Here is a 21611-nt window from a genome sequence, read left to right as displayed (position 1 = left end):
ACAGCTCTCTTTTTGCTCATGTTGTTTGCTCGTCATATAGCTATACAAGAATCTGTTCATTCATGCAAGCATGATTCACATCTTCTTGATATCTATATGACTCTGCGGAAGTATCAGCCTGCTGGATGAAGGTATCCGTCATCGTCCTGTGTGTAGTATCCTGTGTCAACAAGTTCTTCTTTCATGTTGTCTTTGGTTACAACTGTAGGAACAAGCAGGAAGGATGGGCATTTGTTTCCATCAGACGTTTCATAGGATTCTGTATCATATGCACAATCGAAATCCCAGCCAGAGTTTGTGATCAGAGATTCATCAATTGTGTCACCTTTCAGCATTGCTTCTGCAAGGTCAAGTGTTACGACTGCTTCGTTTGCAACTGCTTTGTAAACGGTCATGGACTGTTTTCCGTCAACGATGTTTGCAAGGTTTGCTTCGTCACCGTCCTGTCCTGTGATCAGAACGTCATTTTTGCCTGCATAGTCAGACTCGATCGCCTGTGTAACACCAAGTGCTGTAGAGTCATTGGAGCAAAGAGCTACATCAAGCTGTGTTCCGTCTGCATAGTAGGAAGCGAGGATGTTCTGCATTCTTTCGAGAGCTGTCTGTGTATCCCACTGAGCTGTTGCAACAGAGTCGAAATCTGTCTGTCCGGAAACTACGTTTAATGTTCCTGCATCCAGATAAGGTTTCAGAGTATCGTAAGCACCGTTGAAGAAGTATCCAGCGTTGTTATCTGCCGGGTCACCTGCTGTGAACTCGATGTTGTAAGTTTTGTCACCTGCATTGTCAAGATCCAGAGTATCGATTACGTACTGTCCCTGAAGAGTACCTACTGTGTAGTTATCGAAGGAAATATAGTAGGAAACTGCATCGGATTTGATCAGACGGTCATAAGAAATAACCGGGATTCCAGCATCTTTAGCTTCATCCATAACTGTGTTAAGTGCTTCACCATCGATAGCTGCAACTACCAGAAGGTCAACTCCGTCGGAGATCAGGTTCTGGATATCATTTACCTGACGGTCTGTTTCGTTGTCGGAGTATGTCAACTCTACATCATAGCCAGCTGCTTTGAACTGTTCTTCCAGATAAGAACCATCTCTGTTCCAACGCTCCAGAGACTGTGTCGGCATGGAAATTCCGATCTTTCCGCCGCCTGCTGCATCATCAGAAGCAAATGCAGGAACTGCACAGGATGTGATTGCCATTGCTGCTGCCATCGCTAAAACTAATTTTTTCTTCATAAGAAACCTCCCATTTTTTATTCGTTCTTATTAGCTATTTCGTATAGCTTTTTGATGAGATTATAATACCATATGGATATATTAAACAAAATGGACTGTTTTTTGATGCATCTTTCAATTTTTGCGAAAAAAATATCCAGATGGGACTCATCTGGATATTTTAGTAAAATCTTTATAAATGATAGTAAAATTATGCTATTGACAGGGAGTTGTATGCTATTTTGCTGCCTTATTTACTCTCTGCATCCAGAGCTCGGAGGCTGTGTACCAGTTCCTCACAGATCTCCAGCTTGTCCTTGCCGTCTGTCTCGATAACAATATCAGAGGCAGCCTCATATTTCTCGCGTCTTTTCTCCATCAGCTCTGCGATAAAATCGACATTCTTATTGCCTTCCAGAAGCGGTCTGTCATGATTGTCCTTGACACGGTTCAGAATGGTCTCCGGTTTAGCGGTGAGAAGAACTACACGTCCGTTTTTCTTCATCTCGACAACATTGCGCTCTCTCATCGGAACACCGCCGCCGCAGGAAATAACCACGTTTTTCCTGGACTGCATCTCGATCAGCAGCTCTGTCTCCAGATTACGGAAGTACTCCTCTCCATAAGTCTCAAAGATATCAGAGATGGACATTCCCTCTCTCTCTGCAATGATCTGATCCATCTCTACCACGTCCATGGCAAAAACAGTCTTCAGAAAATCAGAGATTGTGGATTTGCCCGCTCCCATAAATCCGATCAGTACGATATTATAATCAAACAGCTTGCGTGCCTGAATCTTCTTACTGTTTCTGGTGATTTCCTCAAAAACAGCATCTACTTCGTTTCTGTGGCGCTTTCCTTCCATTCTTCTGGCAAGCCATTCCTTCTGCTTTGCCTCCTGCTCTGGCTGAAGAATCGGAATATCATTGGCCTCTTTGTATACCATGATATCCTCTACAATTCTGTTACGCATAAGCAGTGCATCCAGAAGGATCTCATCGCACTGTCCCAGACTCTCTCTCAGTATATCCAGCTGACTCATATCGTTTCCTCTTTTCCGTTCACCTCTGTTATATTTATATCTGTAACTGTTCAGTACCCTCACAGTTACTTATATCTCATATTGATAGAATTCTTTACTGTGAACAATTTCGTGTTCTTATTATAACAGCTATTTAACGCTTTAACAATATAAAGTGTGGATTTTATTCTACATTTTTGAGAGCTTCCCCCATAGGTACCCTGCAGATTTTCCTGTATTCCAGCAATGCAATCACTGCATAGGTCAGAATTCCCGCACCAAACATCTCTGCATAAATCTTCGGATCTATCCAGAGTGTGATCCAGCCCGAAATACTCGCGAGCATCATTTCCCGGAAAAGAACTTCCATGATCGCAGTTTCTATCGGAAGACTCAACAGCAGCCAGAGAATGACCACCAGAGAAGTCGACAGGATATACAGTCTGCTGATCTCTCCATTTGTATAACCGAGAATCTTGGTCATGGAAATAGACTGGGCGTTTTTTTCTATGATGATCTTGGACAGCAGATAAATGAGGATCATATAGATCACAACTGCAAAAACATTGATCATTCCCATCATGCTTCCCATAGAAACATCCAGCTGACGGCTGATCTTTGTCAGCGCGTCCAGATCGATGACAGAGCCGATATACCCTGTGTCAATATCTGTGATCTCGGTATTGCTGAAATATCCGCTGAAATAATCATCCCCCAGATCAAACATACGGTTTAATTTCTCCTGCTCCATAAAGATGCATAGCGAACCTGTATAATCATAAATTCCTGAAACCAAGAAGGAATACTCATCATCCTCGTATTTTTCTTTCAAGGTAATGGTATCTCCCGGATCTATCCTGAATTTCTCCGCATAAGCTTCTGAAATATAAACACCCTCCGAAAAATCTGCCTGGATATATCTGCTGTTCTCTTTCACTCCATAGAGAACTATTTCTTCACTTTTATATTTCCCCGGAAGTGTGTTCAGTGAATAGGCACTGAATTCTTCCGCATCCTCATTATCCGTCTGTGTGTCGTGCGAAAAAAGCAGCATATCCACCAGACTGTCCAGTTTATTTCCGCCTCCGAGGATACTCACCGGCATTGACAGCATATACTGATATTTTGCCAGCATATTATTCTGGATCTCCAGCTGATAATGATCCAGAGCCGACGGAAGCAACAATCCGAACATTAACAACAGGTTTGCAAAAAGAATCCCTACAAACAGGACAAGATAATTACTGATATTCTGAAAGATCACACGAAATCTGAATCTGGTAAAAATCTTCATCCTCGGACTTAAAGAAACTGCACGCTTCTGTTTTTTTCCGGAAAGATCTCTTCTCAGAAATTTCAGTGGGGAAAGCCGCATTTTGTGATGAAGGATTCCATAATTCACCAGTACCATGATTACGATCGGTACCACTGTCGTCATAAGAAAGGCTTCCGCATTCCATACCGTCACATAGGTCGGAAGGCTGTAGCTTCCATAGTACATTCCCGCACATACGTCTTTGAACACAGTATATCCAAGCACATTTCCAGCCAGTGCACCCGCCAGCGTGACCAGCACCGGAAGGGTCATATAGTGTCAGATCAGCTCGTTTCCTGTATAACCGGAAGCTCTGAGAGTACCGATCACCCCCGCTTCCTTTGTAATCGTATTGCCAGTCGTAATACCAAAGACAAATGCCATGATCGCAATAACAATATAAAGAAGCATGACCATCATCGCCTTGTCTCCGCCCATGTCATCCCCGGTAAAAATAATCGCCTGGTTCTGGTACCTCGGGACAAAATTTTCCAGAGTGACAACCTTCCCCATCTCTTTCATAAGATCCTCTGATACTTCTTTTTCTTCTTTCTCGTCTTTCGGCTTCTTATCATAGATCCAGGAATAGTTATACTGCAGTTTTTCCTGATCCAGAGAATCAAATTCCTCCGGCGTGACAACAGAAACTCCAAATTTAACTGCGTCAAACATCGAATCATTATTATTCTGAAAGAGGGCACTGTAGTCTGACAGTGCTATCAGTCCTGCAATTTTCCAGGTTTTATCGCCACTGCTCAGGGTGTCTCCGATTTTGAGGCTGTTATTGTCGGCATACATACGATCAATCGCAATTTCTCCAGTTGTTTTCGGTAATCTTCCTTCCATGATGCATACTTTGTCGACTTCATCTCTGTTCTTGAAAAACCGCATCGTACTTCCGTTTGTCAAAGCTTCTTCTATATAATAATTCTCATAGATTTTGATGCCCTGCTCTTCCATTGCTTCTCTCTGCCCACGGTATACCTTTTCTCCCGTGCGGAAGTTTCCATCTTCAATATTGTATTTTTCAAAGCTTTCATTATATGCCTTGATCATACTTCCATCCGCCACCAGAAAACCGGATACCATACCGATGGTTCCGAGCATGAGCAGAAAAATCACCAGGTATTTTCCAATCTCGCTTTTGAGTTCTCTCGGAATACGCTTTCTTAATGGATTTTTCATCATCCGCACCTCCCTTACCAGTCCAGATCTACCGCCGGGATCTTGTGCTCGTTCAGATAGTTTTTGCGGATCATTCCGTCACGGAGTTTTACGACACGGTCTGCCATATCCTTGATCGCATCATTGTGTGTAACCATGACAACTGTATTTCCGTATTTCTGGTTAACCGTCTCGATCAGCTTCAGTATTTCCTTGGAGGTATTGTAGTCAAGGGCTCCCGTAGGTTCATCACAGAGAAGAATATCCGGATTCTTGACGATTGCACGGCCAATTGCAGTCCTCTGCTGCTGACCACCCGATAACTGGTTCGGTAGCTTTTTCTGATGATCTGTAAGTCCCAGGATCTGCAGAAGCTCATCCACATCCAGCGCATGGTCACTTAAATATGCCCCGACCTCTATATTTTCGCGTACTGTCAGGTTCGGGATCAGATTGTACATCTGAAAAATATATCCCAGATGCTTCCGCCTGTACTGTGATAATTTCTTTTCCGTCATATCAGCCAGATATTCACCCTCTATGGAAATGCTCCCTTCATCTGCACTCTCGATGCCGCCGATAATATTCAGAAATGTGGATTTGCCGGAGCCTGATGGTCCCAGCAATACGCAGAATTCCCCCTTCCCGATTTCCATATCCAGGCCTTTCAGTACCTCTATCCGACTTTCTCCCGTTCCGAAGGACTTATGGATATCTTTTATTTCCAAAAACATAATAGTCTCCTTTTCATATCCTGTTAGTTCAGTGTAACCTTATGACTATTATGTTAGTTTAAACTATCTTTATTGTCAATGCCGCAGTTTCTTACTTGAAAAACTTTATCAACAAATTCTTATTACACAGTATAAAGAGAAAACCCCTCCGACAATCTTTTGTTGATCATCAGAGGGGTTTGATTTGTTTGATTATTTAATCTTAGATTCTGAAGCGATTATTTCGCTGCTGCCGGGTCATCAGCAATAATGGAGAACAGTGAAATATCTTCCAGTGCAAATGTAACTGTGTGATTCTCTACGTCGATAGCATCTGCCGGGATCTCAACGATCTCCCATTCACCTTTTACTGCATTGTAAGCAAGAACTTTAAGACCTGTTAAATCTTTTGTGAGGTTCTCAACAGTAAGAGGTACTTTATATTTGCCATCTTCTGTTTTCTTGATCTCTACGCCTAAGTTCTCTTCTTTTTTCAGAGAATAGAAAACAGTAACGAATTCTGTTCCTTCCAGTTTCTCAGCAATCTGTGTCAGATTTTCTTTGGCAGCTTCAGTAAGGTCTGTATTCTGGGCAGCTTCCTTGTTCATGTCAGCAATGAAATCTTTCATTTTGTATTCGCCCTTGTTTACAGAAGCAATTGCCTGCGGAAGAATTTTATATATTTTCTGAATTTCCGGGTAAACAGGTGTGTCTTCTTTTGTAACTTCAAGCTTGTAGCCATTTGGTATCTGATTGCCATTTACTTTGCCATTCTTATCAATACTTCCTGCTGCCATTGCAGTCACTGCTGAAGTAACTACTACTGCTGCTGCAACAACACATGCCATGATACATTTTCTGAGCTTCATCTTACATCTCTCCTTTTAGATTTTATTTAGATAATAGTACTTACGTGCTAACTATCTTCTCATATTTTATGATAAAACATAGAAAGAATCAATCTATATAGTTCATCCTCATTCACATGATACTCATCATAGTACTTCCCTTCTACGCCCTCACCGGGAACTGTCTGCGTTTCCAACGTGCTGTTTCCCGCTACATTCAGAAGCTTTACAAAGACATCATTTCCCATATTTGTTACTGTGTATGGCTGAATGTCGTCCAGCAGCCTTCCCACAAACGAGGAATCCGTCTGCATTTTCTCCTGAAGCTTCGGTATCAGTGCTTTCAGATAAGTTTTCTGACGTTCTTGGCGCACCAGTGCACTCTGTGACTTTCCTGTATCTCGATAACGCAGAAATTCTTCTGCATTGTCACCGTTGATAATGACCGTCGCCCCTTCTTTAAAATAAGGGTCATGTTCCTCCAGACTGTCATCTGGTACAACAATCTCCACATCTCCCACCAGCTTTCCAACTTCTGAGATACCGCTGATGTTCATAGAATAGTATCCCTGGATCGGCAGTCCGTGAAGGAGGTTCGAAACCGCTGTCTTCATCAGTTCACAGCTTTCTTCCTTACCATCACCGTAGGCATACTGAAGGTTGATATGGTTATCTGTCATTCCAAGACTAGTGCCTGACGGGTTAAAAACCTCGATTTCTGTAATCGTATCTCTCGGAATAGAAAGCACCTGAATCGTCTCCTCTGCACGATCCAGCGAAACGATAAAGATGGAATCTGCCTGACCTGCATCCATCTGACTCTCCATATTGTTGACTTCTTCCGATGAATCGATCCCCATAAACAGATAATTGCTCAGATGATCATTGTATGTGTATGTACTTCCCTCATACTCCACCGTATTCTGATCCGATGATGAAACCATTTCATTCTCTCCGCCTACTGTACCCGTCTTTACAACTCCCTGTGTCTGTTTCCACAGGAAATATCCGACTGTCAGTGCCGCTGCCAGAACGATCACAGCAACTATGAAAATCACCAGTGTCTTACTTCGTCTGTGCGGCTGCCTTCCTGTAGTTCTCATTTCTTATCACTGTCCCCGGCCTTTGTATCACTCTTGTCAGTACTCTGTGCCTTATCGGCATCTGAAGATTTATCTGTCCCTAAAGGCTTGGCATCCTCTGCAGTTTCATCGGCATCTGAAGATGTCCTGTCGGCTTCTGCCTTCTCTTCCTTTCCGGAAGCGTCTGCTGCATCCTCGTCTTCCTCATCAGCCTCTTCTTTCAGTTCAGATGCATGCTCCTTCACAGCTTCATAATCCTCAATCCCTGTCTCCTGTTTCTGAGAGAGGTTCTCCAGACGTTCTGATTCCTGTTTTACTTCTTTGCGATTTGTCAGCAGTAAGCTTCCCAGGATCACAGCCAGCACAATACAGATGATCACCAGAATAATATTCGTAAACTTGTTATTTTTTCTACTGTTCCAGCTCACGTTCAACCTGCTTTCTTTTATTTTTTGTTCTCAGTCTGTTCTGCCGTTGCCAGTTTCTGATAGTAACCGCCATAGTGTTTATAGTAAGAAGAATAATATTTATCCCTCTTGGTATCCACCTTGTTCATTACTGCACCAATAACGCGGCATCCACTCTTCTCTATCTGACGGATACATTTCTGTGCAAGCTTATAACTTACGACTCCCGGTTCGATAACAAAGATTCCTCCGTCACAGTATCTTGCGATCACTGCTGCATCAATGACACTTCCAACCGGAGGAGTATCTACCACAATATAATCATAGTAATTTCTAATCTCCTTCATGAAAGTTCGGAACAGATCTTCACTGAGAAGACCCGATGGATTCGGTGCAACCGGACCACCGAATATGATATGAAGATTCGGATAATTGGTAGAACAGATCAGATCCTTGATTTCTGCCTGTCCACTGAGGAACTGAGAAAGACCAATTACTTCCTGCTCTATGCCAAGTCGAATCACAAAATCTGATTTACGGATATCACCATCGATAAGAAGAACTTTCTTACCGATACTGCTCAATTCCTGTACCAGGCTGAGTGCAACATCACTCTTTCCCTCATTGGTAAAACAGCTTGTCACCAGAATTGTCTTAATGCTTTTACCGGAAAGCTGAATGTTTGTACGGAGCGTCTTAATAGCTTCACTGTAGAAATAATCCTGCTTTCTGATATCTTTTATCGCAACTTTCCTCATTTAAGGTTCCTCCATCTGAATCAATGTCTCTTTTTCTTACGCTTCTTTCCTTTATAGTTAACATAATCTTTTCTGTCCGGAACTACCGCAAGAACAGAAACCCCGAGATATTTCGCGATATCGTCTTCTGATTTCAGAGTGTCATCCATGATCGTAACTACGACTATGATTGCTGCTGCTGCAACGATACCAAGAATAAATCCCATCATTACATTCTTCTTCATGCTTGGTGAAGACTGAACTGTCGGAATCTTGCCTATCTCAATAATCTTAGGTGGAATAACCTCCATCTTGTCTCCGATATAAGAAGATGCCACATTGGCAATCTCATCTACAATCTTCTTAGCCATTTCCGGATCTGTATTCTGCACGGAAATTTCCAGAATACGGCTGTCTGACGGATTCACTATAGAGATACTGCTTCTCAGAACATCTGAGTTCATATCCAGCTTCAGATTCTTGATCACCTGCTCAAGAACAGGAGTGCACTTAATCAATACGGTGTAATCACTTGTCAGACTGGTTCCCAGCTGAATATCCGCCAGAGAAGTGAGTGTCGTTTCTTTTGACAGAACCAGTATGCTTGATGTAGAGGTGTATACCGGAGTCATTGCAAACTTCGTAAAGACTCCGCAGAGACATCCCACAAGCAGTCCCACTGTCAGAAGAATCAAAAATTTAGATTTCAGTACATAAAAAATCTCAAGCAGATCAATCTCTACCTCATCATCCTGTCTGTTTCCGTCTACCGGATCATCAAGATATGAATTCAAATTCTCTAACATCGTATAATTCCCTTCCTCTGTTTATTAGGCATATTTCCAGATGCCTAGGCACAATACCCTATATATGCAACTAACATAGTAACATACACACATTGAGAGTGTCAATCAACAAAACTTCCACATATTATGCAGAATGTGTCTTTTTTGCTGTACATTTCTTCTTTTACATCATAAATCCCATGATCCGCTCTGTCACAAACACTGCCGCACAGGCAAACAGTGCTACTGTGAGAAGACTTTTCTCTTTGTATGCCGCGATCAAGGCTACAATAAGTCCTGCCAGCCCGGACAGGATGCCTCCTGCTGTTGCTGTAAGGATAGCCGGAAAGGTCATCGCTGCCAGACAGGCATATGGCACATAATATAGAAATGATTTCACAAACGGACTTGTGATCTCTTTCTTAAAAAGTGCCAGGGGAAGCATACGGATCAGATATGTGACGCCTGCCATAACCAGAATATAGATATATATGTTTGGCTTCATCTCTCTACGCCTCCTCTTCCAAGACCGGGCAGAAATATGCTGCCACTCCTGCTGTCAGTACCGTTGTAATGATGATCACAAAGCCAGCCGATACATTTCTTAATACCGGTACAACCGCAAAAACTGTACTGACTGTCATTGCTCCGATCACGACTCCAAGGACTGCCCTGTTTTTCTTTGCCGGCGGTATGATCACAGCAAGAAACATGCCGTAGATTGCCACGCTTAAAGCACTGACCAGAAAGTCCGGCAGAAGGTTCCCGGATACTGCCCCGACCAGAGTTCCCAGCGTCCATCCCGGAATTGCCACTGCCATGACACCATAATTATACCAGGGACTGACACGTCCATCCTGACTTGCACTAACACCAAAAATTTCATCCGTAACTCCAAAAGCAACCAGAAGCCTGTGCCCCGTGGAAGTACCCCGTTCCAGCTTCTGGGAAAGTGAAAAAGACATCAGACAATATCTCAGATTGATCACAAGCTGTGTCAGTGCCATCTCCCACAATGAACCGGACGCAAAAATAATCTCGATTCCTGCAAACTGACCTGCGGAGGTAAGGTTTGTGAGTGAGATCAGTACGGCAGCTCCCGCGGAAATCCCACCCGCCGCTGCCATCATGCCAAAAGTAAAGGATACTGCAAAATATCCAAGTCCAATAGGAACACCGTCATGCAGTCCCCGCTTAAATGCTGCACTGTTCATGATATTTCTCAGCCCTCCAGACTATTCAGCACATGGAAGCCATTGTTATGCAGCACACTCTCTGTAACAAAGACATCATCTGTCTGAAGGATCATGATTGGAAGGCTGTTTCCTCTGTGGTAGGAAGTATAGATGTAATCAAGATTTACGTTACACTCTCCCAGTACCTTAAGTACTGTATTCAGACCTCCAACCTCATCTTTGATGTCAACTGCGATCACCTCTGTCACACGATTCATATAGCCATTTTCTGTGAGGACTCTTTCTGCTTCCTCTGCTTTATCTGTTACCATACGGAACAATGCAAACTCCGGTGCGTCAAAGCATGCAAACCCATAGATATCAATTCCTGCTTCTTTAAGAAGTTCTGTTACTTTCTGGAGACTTCCTGCCTTGTTTTCGATAAATACGATATTCTGTCTGATCATTTGTTCTCTCTCCTCATCCTGTATATATATCTTTCAGCTTTTACCATTATACTCCCTTTCTGACAAAAGTAAACCGCCAGAAACATTTAATGTTCCTGACGGTTTGTATTATTATTTACTCCATTTACAGTAATCCTATGAATCCAGTTCTTCATCTACATATCTCTGGATATTGGATGCATTCACATATTTCTTAAGATGCTCTCCATCTGTAATGACCAGCGTTGGAGCCTGCATGATTCCAAACTGACGTGCCATATCCGGATTCTTCTCTGCATCAATGATCTCCAGGTCTTCACCCTCCAGCATCTTCTTTGCCATACGGCAGTTCGGGCAGGTGCTGGTTGTAAAAAGATATTTATGTGTTTCCACCGGTTCTACTCTGACATCATCCCCTGTCATTGTAACCATACTGGTGTGGACTTTCTTGAAAGTGGAATGTGTCACATCATACAACGTACGATTCTTATATTCCTGAGCCTTGCCGTCATTCCAGTTCTGTACCGGGCGATAGTATCCTGTGATACGGCTGTAAACTTCAGCCTTCTTGCCACACTTCGGACAGGTGAAATGTTCGCCGCTTAAGTAACCATGCTCCTTGCATACAGAATAGGTTGGTGAGATCGTATAATACGGCAGTCTGTAATTCTCTGCAATCTTGCGGACCAGGGATGCCGCTGCCTTCCAGTCCGGAAGCTTCTCTCCGAGGAAACCATGAAATACAGTTCCTGAAGTATACAGTGTCTGAAGCTCATCCTGGATATCCAGTGCATCAAAAATATCTGAACTGAATTCAACCGGAAGATGAGAACTATTGGTGTAATACGGTGTATCTCCCTTACTTCCTGCTGTACGGATATCCGGCCAGCGTTTGCGGTCATGCTTTGCCAGACGATACGAGGTTGACTCTGCCGGAGTTGCCTCCAAATTAAAGAGTTCTCCCGGATATTCCTCCTGATAGTCAGACAGACGATTCCTCATATGCGTCAGAACTTCTTTTGTGAATTTCTGGGTACGTACATCAGTCATATCACAGCCAAGCCATCTGGCGTTTAATCCTGCCTCGTTCATTCCTATCAGGCCGATCGTTGAAAAATGATTGTCAAAGCTTCCAAGATATCTCTTTGTATATGGATACAGTCCTTCATTCAGAAGCTTCGTGATCACCTCCCTCTTAATATGAAGTGACCTTGCAGAAATATCCATCAGCCGATCTAGCCTGCGGTAAAATTCCTCCGGTGTGGAAGACTGATATGCGATCCTTGGCATATTGATCGTTACAACGCCCACAGAACCTGTACTCTCCCCTGAGCCAAAGAATCCACCGCTCTTCTTGCGAAGTTCCCGCAGATCCAGACGGAGTCTGCAGCACATGCTGCGGATATCGCTCGGTTTCATATCGCTGTTGATGTAGTTGGAAAAATACGGAGTACCGTATTTTGCTGTCATTTCAAATAAAAGACGGTTGTTTTCTGTATCGGACCAGTCAAACTCTCTCGTGATAGAATAGGTCGGAATCGGATACTGGAATCCTCTTCCATTGGCATCACCTTCAATCATCGTCTCGATAAATGCCTTATTCACCATGTCCATTTCTTTCTTGCAGTCCTTGTACTTGAAGTCCATTTCCTTACCGCCTACGATGGCAGGAAGCTCTGCCAGATCATCCGGAACTGTCCAGTCCAGTGTGATATTCGAAAACGGAGCCTGTGTTCCCCAGCGGCTTGGGGTATTCACACCATAAATGAAGGATTCAATACATTTCTTGACCTCCGGATAAGTAAGTCCGTCTGCCTTGACAAATGGAGCAAGATAAGTATCAAAGGAAGAAAACGCCTGTGCTCCCGCCCATTCATTCTGCATGATCCCGAGGAAATTGACCATCTGATTACAGAGTACGCTCAAATGCTTCGCAGGAGCAGAAGTGATCTTGCCTTCAATTCCGCCAAGTCCCTCCTGGATCAGCTGCTTCAGTGACCATCCTGCACAGTATCCTGTCAGCATTGACAGGTCGTGAATATGAATATCTGCATTTCTGTGTGCCTCTGCGATTTCATTATCATATATCTCAGAAAGCCAGTAATTGGCTGTCACTGCGCCGGAGTTGCTTAAGATCAGCCCTCCCACAGAATAAGTTACTGTTGAATTTTCTTTTACTCGCCAGTCCTCGACTTTTACGTAGCTGTCTACAATTTCTTTGTAATCGAGGATCGTGGATTTCATATTACGGATCTTTTCTCTCTGTTTACGATAGAGGATATATGCCTTCGCTACATCACTGTAACCGGCCTGGATCAGCACATCCTCTACGCTATCCTGAATATCCTCAACGGTTACTTTATTATCCTGGATCTTATTCTGGAAATCTGCAGTAACCCGAAGTCCCAGAAGATCGATTATATCCTTACTGTAAATTTTTTCTTTTGCGTCAAATGCTTTGTCAATGGCTGAAGTGATCTTGGACATCTGAAAGTCAGCGATCTCTCCGTCACGTTTAACTACCTGAAACATGCTGCACCATACCTCCCTGTCTTGCACTGTAGACCTATTGTATCAGACTATATCCTTTGCGTCAATACGCAAAAACACTATATATTGTGTCGTCTTTCACACTTCACAACTATATAGTGTTTGTTTTTAACATATATAAAAAGCCCTTTTTCCTTGTTTTTCGTACCTTTTCAGGCTTTTGGCATCACGGAAACAAAGAGTTCTGCTGGCACACGGGCCTTCACAAAAATTCCATCCTCACGATATTCTTCTGAGAGAAGACTTCCGAATTCACGGATTTTCTGAATCTTGCCGGCTTCGCTGTAAGGATATAATTCCTCCAGATAGATCTGCTCTTCCGCCAGAAGCTTCGCCAGAACTTCTTTGAACTCATCCAGACCTTCGCCTGTACGCGCAGAGCATTTTACCGTATAGTCCGCTTTAAGGTCACGGATTTCGGTTTCCGGTGCCTTGTCCTGCTTATTCAGAAGTGTAATGATTTTTTTGCCTGTTGCCCCCAGTTCCCTCAATGTTTCATAGACTGTAAACATCTGAAGCTCCGCCTGAGGATTAGAAGCATCCACTACATGTATGATATAATCTGCATACTTTGCCTCCTCCAGCGTACTCTTGAAGGCCTCTACCAGATGATGCGGCAGCTTACGTATAAATCCTACTGTATCCGTGAGAAGGATCTGCTGTCCGTCCTTTAATTCCAGTACTCTCGTGGTTGGATCCAGTGTAGCAAAAAGCTTGTCCTCCGCCAGTATTCCGGCACCTGTGAGCGTATTCAGAAGCGTTGACTTCCCTGCATTGGTGTATCCGACGATCGCGGCAGTCTTAAGGCTGCCCCTGGAACGTTTTCCTCTGATCAGTTCTCTGTGTCTCTCCACCTGAGAAAGCTCTGCCTTAAGTGCAGAGATCCTCGTACGGATCAGTCGTCTGTCTGTCTCCAGCTTCTTTTCACCCGGTCCTCTTGTACCGATTCCACCGCCCAGACGGGAAAGAGATTCCCGAAGACCGACAAGTCTTGCTGCCCGATAGCGGAGCTGAGCCAGTTCCACCTGAATCTTACCTTCACTGGATACTGCTCTTCCCGCAAAAATATCAAGGATCAGAAGTGTTCTGTCCATAACCTTGCAATCCAGCTCCCGTTCCAGATTATTCAGCTGAGACGGAGAAAGCTCATCATCACAGATCACTCCATTCGCATCCAGTGCACGCAGAAGGGATGCCACTTCTTCAATCTTGCCCTTACCGATATAAGTACCGGGATGAACCGCCTCTCTGTTCTGGATTACTTTTGCAACCGTTTCTGCCCCGGCTGTCTGTGCAAGTTCATCCAGTTCATCCAGAGAAGCTTCAACATCATCTCCCACGCCTGTCTGTACTCCAATGAGTATCACTCGCTCCTGCGTTTCTTTAAATTCATAAAGCTGCATATTCTCAGTTCTCCTCGGAAGATTCATCTGTAGTAGTATCTGCTGTATTATCCTGTGCTGTACTTTCCGCGGACGTATCTGCTGCTGTTTCAGTTGACTGATTTCCAACCCTTGACTGCAGGAAGATCAATTCCTTCGCTGCTGCCTGGTCATCCTTAAACATATTTACATATTCCTGTGTCTTGGAAAGCGCTGTTGCAAAGTCCATCTTTCTCTCATAAGCTACGATTTCATTAAAGAGAAGATCCTGCATCTCATCTGATTCCGCATCTCCCAGTCCCTTACTGATATTCTCAAGTGCACTGTCATAAGATCCGTCTGCAATATCACAGAGTGCCAGCCCGTTATAGCCCTTTGCCGGATCTTCACCGTCTGCCTCAATATACTGCTGGAAAAAGCTGCGTGCACCGGCAGTGTCTCCCTGTGCCATATATACCATGCCAAGAAGCAGCACAGCTTCTGTACTGTTTTTGTCAGCAGCCGCATTCAGTTCTGTTCTGGCATTATCATAGTCTTCCATATAATAATAGACTTTACCTCGCTCACAGTAATCCTCTGCTGTCTTTGCCTCGGTTTTGAGTGAAGCTTCCAGATATTTCGTTCCGTCAGCCTCCATATCATGTCCCAGATATGCCTCATAAATCTGAATCGCCATCTCATAGGTTGCTTCATCACCATAAGCCTTCGAAAAATTAGAAGAAGCTTCGTCATAGGAATCCATCGCAAGGGCTACACAGCCTGTAAGATAATAATCGTTTGCAGTCAGAGAATAATCCTCTGCCAGGGTCTGGCAGTCAGCCATTGCCTGATCATAGAGTTCTGCCTTCAGTTCTGCCGTAGCACGATATTCCAGAATATCTTTCCTGTCAGATTTCCCTGTTTCTTCATCATTCAATGCGCTGGTAAGATCATCGATTGCTCCCTGATAATCCCCTGTGCGCAGTTTCACGATTCCAGAACCTCTGTAGGAATCTGACAGTTTATATCCGGCCGAAATACAGCTCTGGTATTCATTCAGCGCATAGTCATAGTTGCCCTGCTCCAGATCTGTATTTGCCTGCTCATATGTTTTTTTCTGTTCTCCGCCGCAGCCGGTCAGCAAAAATGCTCCAAGACCGGCTGTCAGTAGCCATATGATTCTTTGATTTCTCATTCTTTCACAATTAATCCTTCTGATTCCATTGCCTGAACCACGTGATTCACATGCTGTGCACAGATGTCTTCTGTACCGGCCTCTACCATTACACGAATCAGCGGCTCTGTACCACTTTCTCTTACAAGAATACGTCCGTCAGTTCCAAGCGCTCTTGCTGCTTCCTCTACCGCCTTCATAACTGCCGGATTTTCTCTTGCTGTTTTTTTGTCTGCCACGCGGACATTTCTGAGTATCTGCGGATATACCTTCATTTCTTTTGCCAGATCACAAAGAGTTGCTTTCTGTTCGATGCAGGCTTCCATGATCATAAGAGAAGTCAGGATTCCGTCTCCCGTTGCAGCATGACGGCTGAAAATAATGTGTCCGGACTGTTCGCCTCCAAGACTGTAATTATTTTCCATCATGTTTTCTGCCACATACTTATCGCCAACCGCAGTCTGCTCATAGTTAATGCCATCTCTTTCAAAGGCTTTGTACAGTCCCATATTAGACATGACTGTAGTGACAACCGTATTTCCCTTGAGCTTGCCCTGGGATTTAAGGAATTTACCACACACATACAGGATCTTGTCCCCGTCAATGATATTTCCCTTATGATCTACTGCGATACAGCGGTCTGCATCTCCATCATAAGCAAATCCGATATCCAGTCCATTGTCTACAACATATTTCTGCAATACCTCAATATGTGTGGAACCACAGTTTCTGTTAATGTTTGTTCCATCAGGTTCATTATTGATCACATAGGTCTTTGCTCTTAATGCATCAAAGACACTCTTCGCAATCGCAGAAGAACTTCCGTTGGAGCAGTCCAGACCAACCTTGACATTCTTGAAATCACAGCTCGGAACTGAGATCAGGTAACCAATATAACGGTTACGTCCGGAAGCAAAATCAACGGTACGTCCGATATCTTCTCTGGTCGCATATGGAAGCTTTTCAAGTCTTCCATCCAGATATGCTTCAATCCGGGCTTCTACCTCTGCCTCAATTTTCTGTCCGTTTCCGTTCAACAGCTTGATTCCATTATCATAAAACGGATTATGACTTGCAGAAATCATGATTCCACAGTCAAAATCCTCTGTACGGACAACATAAGAAACACTTGGAGTTGTCGTCACATGAAGAAGATATGCATCCGCACCGGAGGCTGTCAGACCCGCAACCAGCGCATATTCAAACATATAACTGCTTCTTCTTGTATCTTTACCGATCACGATCTTGGCCTTATGGTCTCGTCCATAATACCATCCCACGTAACGTCCTACCTGAAATGCGTGATCTACTGTCAGCTGCAAATTAGCTTCCCCACGAAAGCCATCTGTTCCAAAATATTTACCCATGTTCTGTCGCTCTCCTTAGATACAGATTCTATTATTTATAAAGCTGCGCCGGATATACTCCGTCCTCTGCGAGTTTCTTGAATGCTGCTGTCACAGAAGCTTTGTCCTCCTGATAGGTCACACCAAACCATGTGTCCTTTGTCTCAAGTACATCTACTTTTGCTTTGCCTTCTTTGATCAGACGATCGATCATTTCTGGAAGGAGATATTCTTTCTTGATGTCACCTTCTTCTACATTCTCAAGGAACTCAACAAATCCCTTTTCCAGAGTCTCCATAAATACCGGTGTCAGTCCCCACATATTCATGGAAACAAGACTCTTCACATCAAGTTTCTCTGCATTTCCGTTGTCATCTCTTGTCTCAGCACCATCTGCTGTCTTAAAGATATTATGTGTTTCTGTAACACCGACCAGTGCGCCATCTTCAATATGGCATACACCTCTTGTCACACTTCCATTGTCACTTAAGGTGTTTCCAAGGCGGAAACCTGCCATGCAAATATGAAGGATTCCATCTTCCGGCTGCTCCTGAACCAGATAATCATGAACCTTGACATAAGCCTCTTTGCCATAGTAGTCATCTGCATTGATTACCATAAACGGCTCATCAAGAACGGCTTTGGCGGCGAGTACAGCCTGACCGGTTCCCCACGGTTTTGTACGGTCTGCCGGTTTTTCAAATCCTTCCGGAAGGTCATCCAGAGACTGGAATGCATAGGCAACTTCTGTAATTTTCTCAATTCTCTCTCCGATCACACGGCGGAATTCTTCCTCCAGATCCTTGCGGATAATAAATACAACCTTGTTAAATCCAGCCTCCAGTGCATCATGGATAGAATAATCCATAATGATCTCTCCATTCGGTCCTACTGGTGCAAGCTGTTTGATTCCTTTTCCAAAACGGCTGCCAATTCCGGCTGCCATGATTACAAGTGCGGTTTTTTTCATTTGAGGTTCCTCCCTTTATTCTTCTTCATTTAATGAGCTTAATTTAGCTGCCTGATCTGCTGCAATAAGGCTGTCAATGATCTCATCCAGATCACCGCCCAGAATACTCTCAAGACGATGCAGGGTGAGTTTGATCCTGTGATCTGTGACACGTCCCTGCGGGAAGTTATAGGTACGGATCTTTTCGGAACGGTCACCTGTTCCGATCTGACTTCTTCTTGCCTCTGCCTCAGCGTCATGCTGTTTTGCCAGTTCCATCTCATACAGACGGGAACGAAGTACCTTAAGTGCCTTGTCCTTATTCTTAAGCTGTGACTTCTCATCCTGACAGGAGATGACGATTCCTGTCGGAATATGGGTCAGACGTACAGCAGAGTCTGTGGTATTGACACACTGTCCACCATTACCAGATGCACGGAATACATCAAATTTACAGTCATTCATATCAAGATGGAAATCAATCTCCTCTGCCTCCGGCATAATTGCCACAGTGCAGGTTGAAGTATGGATACGTCCGCCGGATTCTGTTTCCGGTACACGCTGTACACGGTGTACACCACTTTCGTATTTAAGTCTGGAATAGGCTCCCTGACCCTGGATCATAAATGTAACTTCCTTAAATCCACCGATACCATTCTCATTGAGACTCATCATCTCTGTCTTCCATCTTCTGGATTCCGCATACTTCACATACATACGGTAGATTTCAGCAGCAAAAAGTGCCGCCTCATCACCGCCTGCACCTGCACGGATCTCCACGATAACATTCTTACTGTCATTCGGATCCTTCGGCAGAAGCAGGATCTTGAGTTCCTGTTCCAGTTCTTCCACACGCTTCTTTGCATCGGAAAGCTCTTCCTTGAGCATTTCACGCATATCTTCATCCTTCTCCTCCTCCAGAAGAGAAAGACTGTCCTGGATAGTCTCTTTGTTTTTCTTATATTCTGTATAAGTGTCCACGATAGGCTGCAGATCACTCTGCTCCTTCATCAGCTTCTGAAAACGCTCCTGGTTGTCTGTCACGCCCGGTTCACCCAGCTCGTTCAGTACTTCCTCGAAACGAATCAGCAAGTCGTCCAATTTATCAAACATGCTGTTCCTCCTGCATTTGTTTCTTTCCAATTACAACTCTGTCCAGTCCGGCCAGATCTTTCTTCACGGTCACCTCAGTAAATCCTTCTCCCTGCATGATCGCAGATACGTCTGTTCCCTGCTCACAGCCAATCTCATACATGAGCCAGCCGCCGGGTTTCAGGTATTTACCTGCCTGCTCCGTGATCCTACGATAAAAATACAGTCCGTCCTCCCGTCCGTCCAGTGCCAGTACTGGGTCATGAAAACGTACTTCCTCCATCAGTTTCCCAATGTCCTCTGTCGGTATATAAGGCGGATTTGAAATAAGCATATCATATTCCAGGGATATATTTCCACTGTTTTTCTGAAAATAATCTCCTGAAAATGTATCACTTTGTACCAAAACTGCCCTCTTTTCCAGTTCCAGATTCTTTCGATTCCTCTCTGCCACTGCAAGTGCAGCCTCTGAAATATCCACACCTGTCCCGATCGCATCCGGAAGTTCCATGAGAAGGCTCAAAAGCAAGCAGCCGGATCCCGTGCACATATCCAGGATTCTCGGATTCCTTATATTCCTTAACTGATGCAGTGCCTCCTCAGCCAGAACCTCTGTATCCTGTCTTGGCACAAGAACTCTCTCATCTACATAAAAATCATATCCCATAAAACAGGCCTGATGAGTCAGGTGCTGCAGTGGAATATGCTCTGCTCTTTTCTGACATAAACTAAGATATTCCGACACGATCTCTTCATTCACTTCTGACTCAGGATGAGCATAATACCAGGCACGGCTGATATCTGCTGTATATTCCAGAAGGAGCCAGGCATCCAACCTGGCTTCTTCAATTCCTGCATTCATCAGAAGCTGTATCCCTTGTGTCAGCAATTCATGAAATGTCTGCATGGTTTTCCTCATTCTCGTTACTGTCCGCTCGTGAACAGTTACTCCTTTTCTTCGTCCGGCTCCCAGCCGAATTCATCTTTCAGATATTGTTTCCAGTCAAAAACAGCCTCTACTGCCTTTATCGCCACCTCAACCATATCAGGTGTAGGTTCTTTGGTTGTAAGCTTCTGCATTGCCAGACCTGGTTTGCTGAAAAAATCTGCCAGCTTACTGTCCGTTCTTCCTGCCCACTGGATCATCTCAAAGGAAATCCCGGCAACGACCGGCACCATCAGAAGTCTGCCGAAAAGCCGCACCCAGTAGACCGGCACCAGAACAAAAACAAAATGCAGACAGATACTCACCAGCATGACAAGAAACAGAAAGCTGGTCCCACATCGTCTGTGCTGTCTGGAACTTGCCATTACATTCTCTACTGTCAGCGGCATTCCATGTTCCACACAGTTAATACATTTATGCTCTGCCCCATGATACATAAACGTCCTCTGAATGTCCTTCATCCTGGAAATCAGAAGCATATATCCAAGAAACAGGATAAGCTTTACAAAGGCTTCTGCCACAGTAACTCCAAACTCAGAAGCTCCTACTTTACGAAGAAGACTTGCCAGTGCATACGGCAGCAGCATAAATGCTGCAACAGATATCACGATGGAAAAGGCAACGGTTATGTACAGAAGCCACTGGAACTGCTTTGCTTCTTTCTGTTTCTTGGCAGAAAGTTCTTCCTCAGTAAGCTTCGCATTCTTTGCTACTTCTTCCTCGTCCTCCTCATCTCCGGCTATCTCAGCCGAATACATAAGACATTTGGTTCCGACTACAAGACCGTCCACAAAGCTGACTACTCCTCGGATAATCGGCTTTTTCCAGAATGCCGCCTTCCCGAAGGTACACTTGTAATCCTCAACCTTCAGTTCTATTTCCTTATCCGGACGGCGTACCGCAACTGCATATTTGTCCTTATGACGCATCATAATGCCTTCCATTACCGCCTGTCCGCCAATATTCGATGGTTTCATATGTCACTCCATTTGTCCCAAGAAGCAAAGAAAGGTTGAGATTTCCCAACCTCAACCTGTTCTCTCGTTATAATTATTTGTTTAAGCCGTATTTTCTGTTGAACTTATCAATACGTCCGCGAGCCTGAGCCGCTTTCTGCTGTCCTGTGTAGAATGGATGGCATTTGGAACAGATTTCTACGTGGATATCTTTCTTTGTAGATCCTGTTACGAATGTGTTTCCACAGTTGCAAGTTACAGTTGCCTGATAGTAGTTCGGATGGATTCCTTCACGCATGATTTTCACCTCTCTATGTTTGT

General features: G+C 44.1%; 20 protein-coding genes and 1 pseudogene. All 21 read right to left on the bottom strand.

Features of this window, described 5'->3' with window-relative positions; all coding sequences use genetic code 11:
- Positions 1-113: 113 nt before the first annotated feature.
- Positions 114-1244: a substrate-binding domain-containing protein gene (locus LIR34_RS10520; protein WP_022215391.1), complete on the bottom strand. Its 1131-nt coding sequence runs from the start codon at positions 1242-1244 to the stop codon at positions 114-116.
- A 229-nt stretch (positions 1245-1473) separates the two neighbouring features.
- Positions 1474-2265 carry a shikimate kinase gene (locus LIR34_RS10515; RefSeq protein ID WP_161284904.1) on the bottom strand — a complete coding sequence of 264 codons (792 nt, stop codon included), beginning with the start codon at positions 2263-2265 and terminating at the stop codon, positions 1474-1476.
- A gap of 163 nt (positions 2266-2428) precedes the next feature.
- A pseudogene (locus tag LIR34_RS17980) lies at positions 2429-4744 on the bottom strand (FtsX-like permease family protein).
- Positions 4745-4758: 14 nt separating this feature from the next.
- The gene (locus LIR34_RS10505; RefSeq protein ID WP_173902729.1) at positions 4759-5457 is read right to left on the bottom strand and encodes an ABC transporter ATP-binding protein; all 699 of its coding nucleotides are present in this window, start codon (positions 5455-5457) and stop codon (positions 4759-4761) included.
- A 218-nt stretch (positions 5458-5675) separates the two neighbouring features.
- Positions 5676-6305, bottom strand: a complete 630-nt coding sequence (locus LIR34_RS10500; RefSeq protein ID WP_173902728.1) for a hypothetical protein — start codon at positions 6303-6305, stop codon at positions 5676-5678.
- 59 nt (positions 6306-6364) lie between these two features.
- Positions 6365-7387: an LCP family protein gene (locus LIR34_RS10495; RefSeq protein ID WP_173902727.1), complete on the bottom strand. Its 1023-nt coding sequence runs from the start codon at positions 7385-7387 to the stop codon at positions 6365-6367.
- A complete protein-coding gene (locus LIR34_RS10490) occupies positions 7384-7794 on the bottom strand; it encodes a hypothetical protein (RefSeq protein ID WP_173902726.1) in 411 nt (136 codons plus the stop codon). Before LIR34_RS10490 ends, LIR34_RS10495 begins: the two co-directional genes overlap by 4 nt.
- Positions 7795-7811: 17 nt before the next feature.
- A complete protein-coding gene (locus LIR34_RS10485) occupies positions 7812-8531 on the bottom strand; it encodes a CpsD/CapB family tyrosine-protein kinase (protein ID WP_173902725.1) in 720 nt (239 codons plus the stop codon).
- 20 nt (positions 8532-8551) lie between these two features.
- Positions 8552-9316 (bottom strand): YveK family protein, encoded by a 765-nt coding sequence (locus LIR34_RS10480; protein WP_173902724.1) that lies wholly within the window; start codon positions 9314-9316, stop codon positions 8552-8554.
- A gap of 163 nt (positions 9317-9479) precedes the next feature.
- A complete protein-coding gene (locus LIR34_RS10475) occupies positions 9480-9800 on the bottom strand; it encodes an AzlD domain-containing protein (protein ID WP_173902723.1) in 321 nt (106 codons plus the stop codon).
- A 4-nt stretch (positions 9801-9804) separates the two neighbouring features.
- On the bottom strand, positions 9805-10509 hold the full coding sequence (locus LIR34_RS10470; RefSeq protein WP_173902722.1) for an AzlC family ABC transporter permease: 705 nt from the start codon (positions 10507-10509) through the stop codon (positions 9805-9807).
- An 8-nt stretch (positions 10510-10517) separates the two neighbouring features.
- Positions 10518-10937, bottom strand: a complete 420-nt coding sequence (locus LIR34_RS10465) for an amino acid-binding protein (RefSeq protein ID WP_161284895.1) — start codon at positions 10935-10937, stop codon at positions 10518-10520.
- Positions 10938-11072: 135 nt separating this feature from the next.
- Positions 11073-13448, bottom strand: coding sequence for a ribonucleoside triphosphate reductase (locus LIR34_RS10460; protein ID WP_173902721.1), 2376 nt, complete (start codon positions 13446-13448; stop codon positions 11073-11075).
- Positions 13449-13618: 170 nt separating this feature from the next.
- The gene (gene hflX / locus LIR34_RS10455) at positions 13619-14869 is read right to left on the bottom strand and encodes a GTPase HflX (protein ID WP_173902720.1); all 1251 of its coding nucleotides are present in this window, start codon (positions 14867-14869) and stop codon (positions 13619-13621) included.
- A 4-nt stretch (positions 14870-14873) separates the two neighbouring features.
- A complete protein-coding gene (locus LIR34_RS10450) occupies positions 14874-16022 on the bottom strand; it encodes a tetratricopeptide repeat protein (protein WP_173902719.1) in 1149 nt (382 codons plus the stop codon).
- Positions 16019-17368: a phosphoglucosamine mutase gene (gene glmM / locus LIR34_RS10445; protein WP_173902718.1), complete on the bottom strand. Its 1350-nt coding sequence runs from the start codon at positions 17366-17368 to the stop codon at positions 16019-16021. Before glmM ends, LIR34_RS10450 begins: the two co-directional genes overlap by 4 nt.
- Positions 17369-17399: 31 nt before the next feature.
- Entirely contained in the window at positions 17400-18317 is a 918-nt protein-coding gene (locus LIR34_RS10440) for a nucleotidyltransferase family protein (protein ID WP_161284891.1), read from the bottom strand.
- 15 nt (positions 18318-18332) lie between these two features.
- Positions 18333-19409 carry a peptide chain release factor 1 gene (prfA, locus tag LIR34_RS10435; protein ID WP_161284890.1) on the bottom strand — a complete coding sequence of 359 codons (1077 nt, stop codon included), beginning with the start codon at positions 19407-19409 and terminating at the stop codon, positions 18333-18335.
- On the bottom strand, positions 19402-20295 hold the full coding sequence (prmC, locus tag LIR34_RS10430; protein WP_178636915.1) for a peptide chain release factor N(5)-glutamine methyltransferase: 894 nt from the start codon (positions 20293-20295) through the stop codon (positions 19402-19404). Before prmC ends, prfA begins: the two co-directional genes overlap by 8 nt.
- Positions 20296-20333: 38 nt before the next feature.
- Complete coding sequence (locus tag LIR34_RS10425) at positions 20334-21311, bottom strand: DUF1385 domain-containing protein (RefSeq protein WP_173902716.1); 978 nt, start codon at positions 21309-21311, stop codon at positions 20334-20336.
- Between the two features lie 73 nt (positions 21312-21384).
- A complete protein-coding gene (gene rpmE / locus LIR34_RS10420) occupies positions 21385-21588 on the bottom strand; it encodes a 50S ribosomal protein L31 (protein ID WP_022215410.1) in 204 nt (67 codons plus the stop codon).
- Positions 21589-21611 lie beyond the last annotated feature (23 nt).

Origin of the sequence: Blautia sp. MSK17_66 (genome assembly GCF_020538025.1) — a bacterium.
In the GTDB taxonomy this organism is placed as follows: domain Bacteria; phylum Bacillota; class Clostridia; order Lachnospirales; family Lachnospiraceae; genus Blautia_A.
This window is presented reverse-complemented; position numbering and strand designations above follow the sequence as displayed.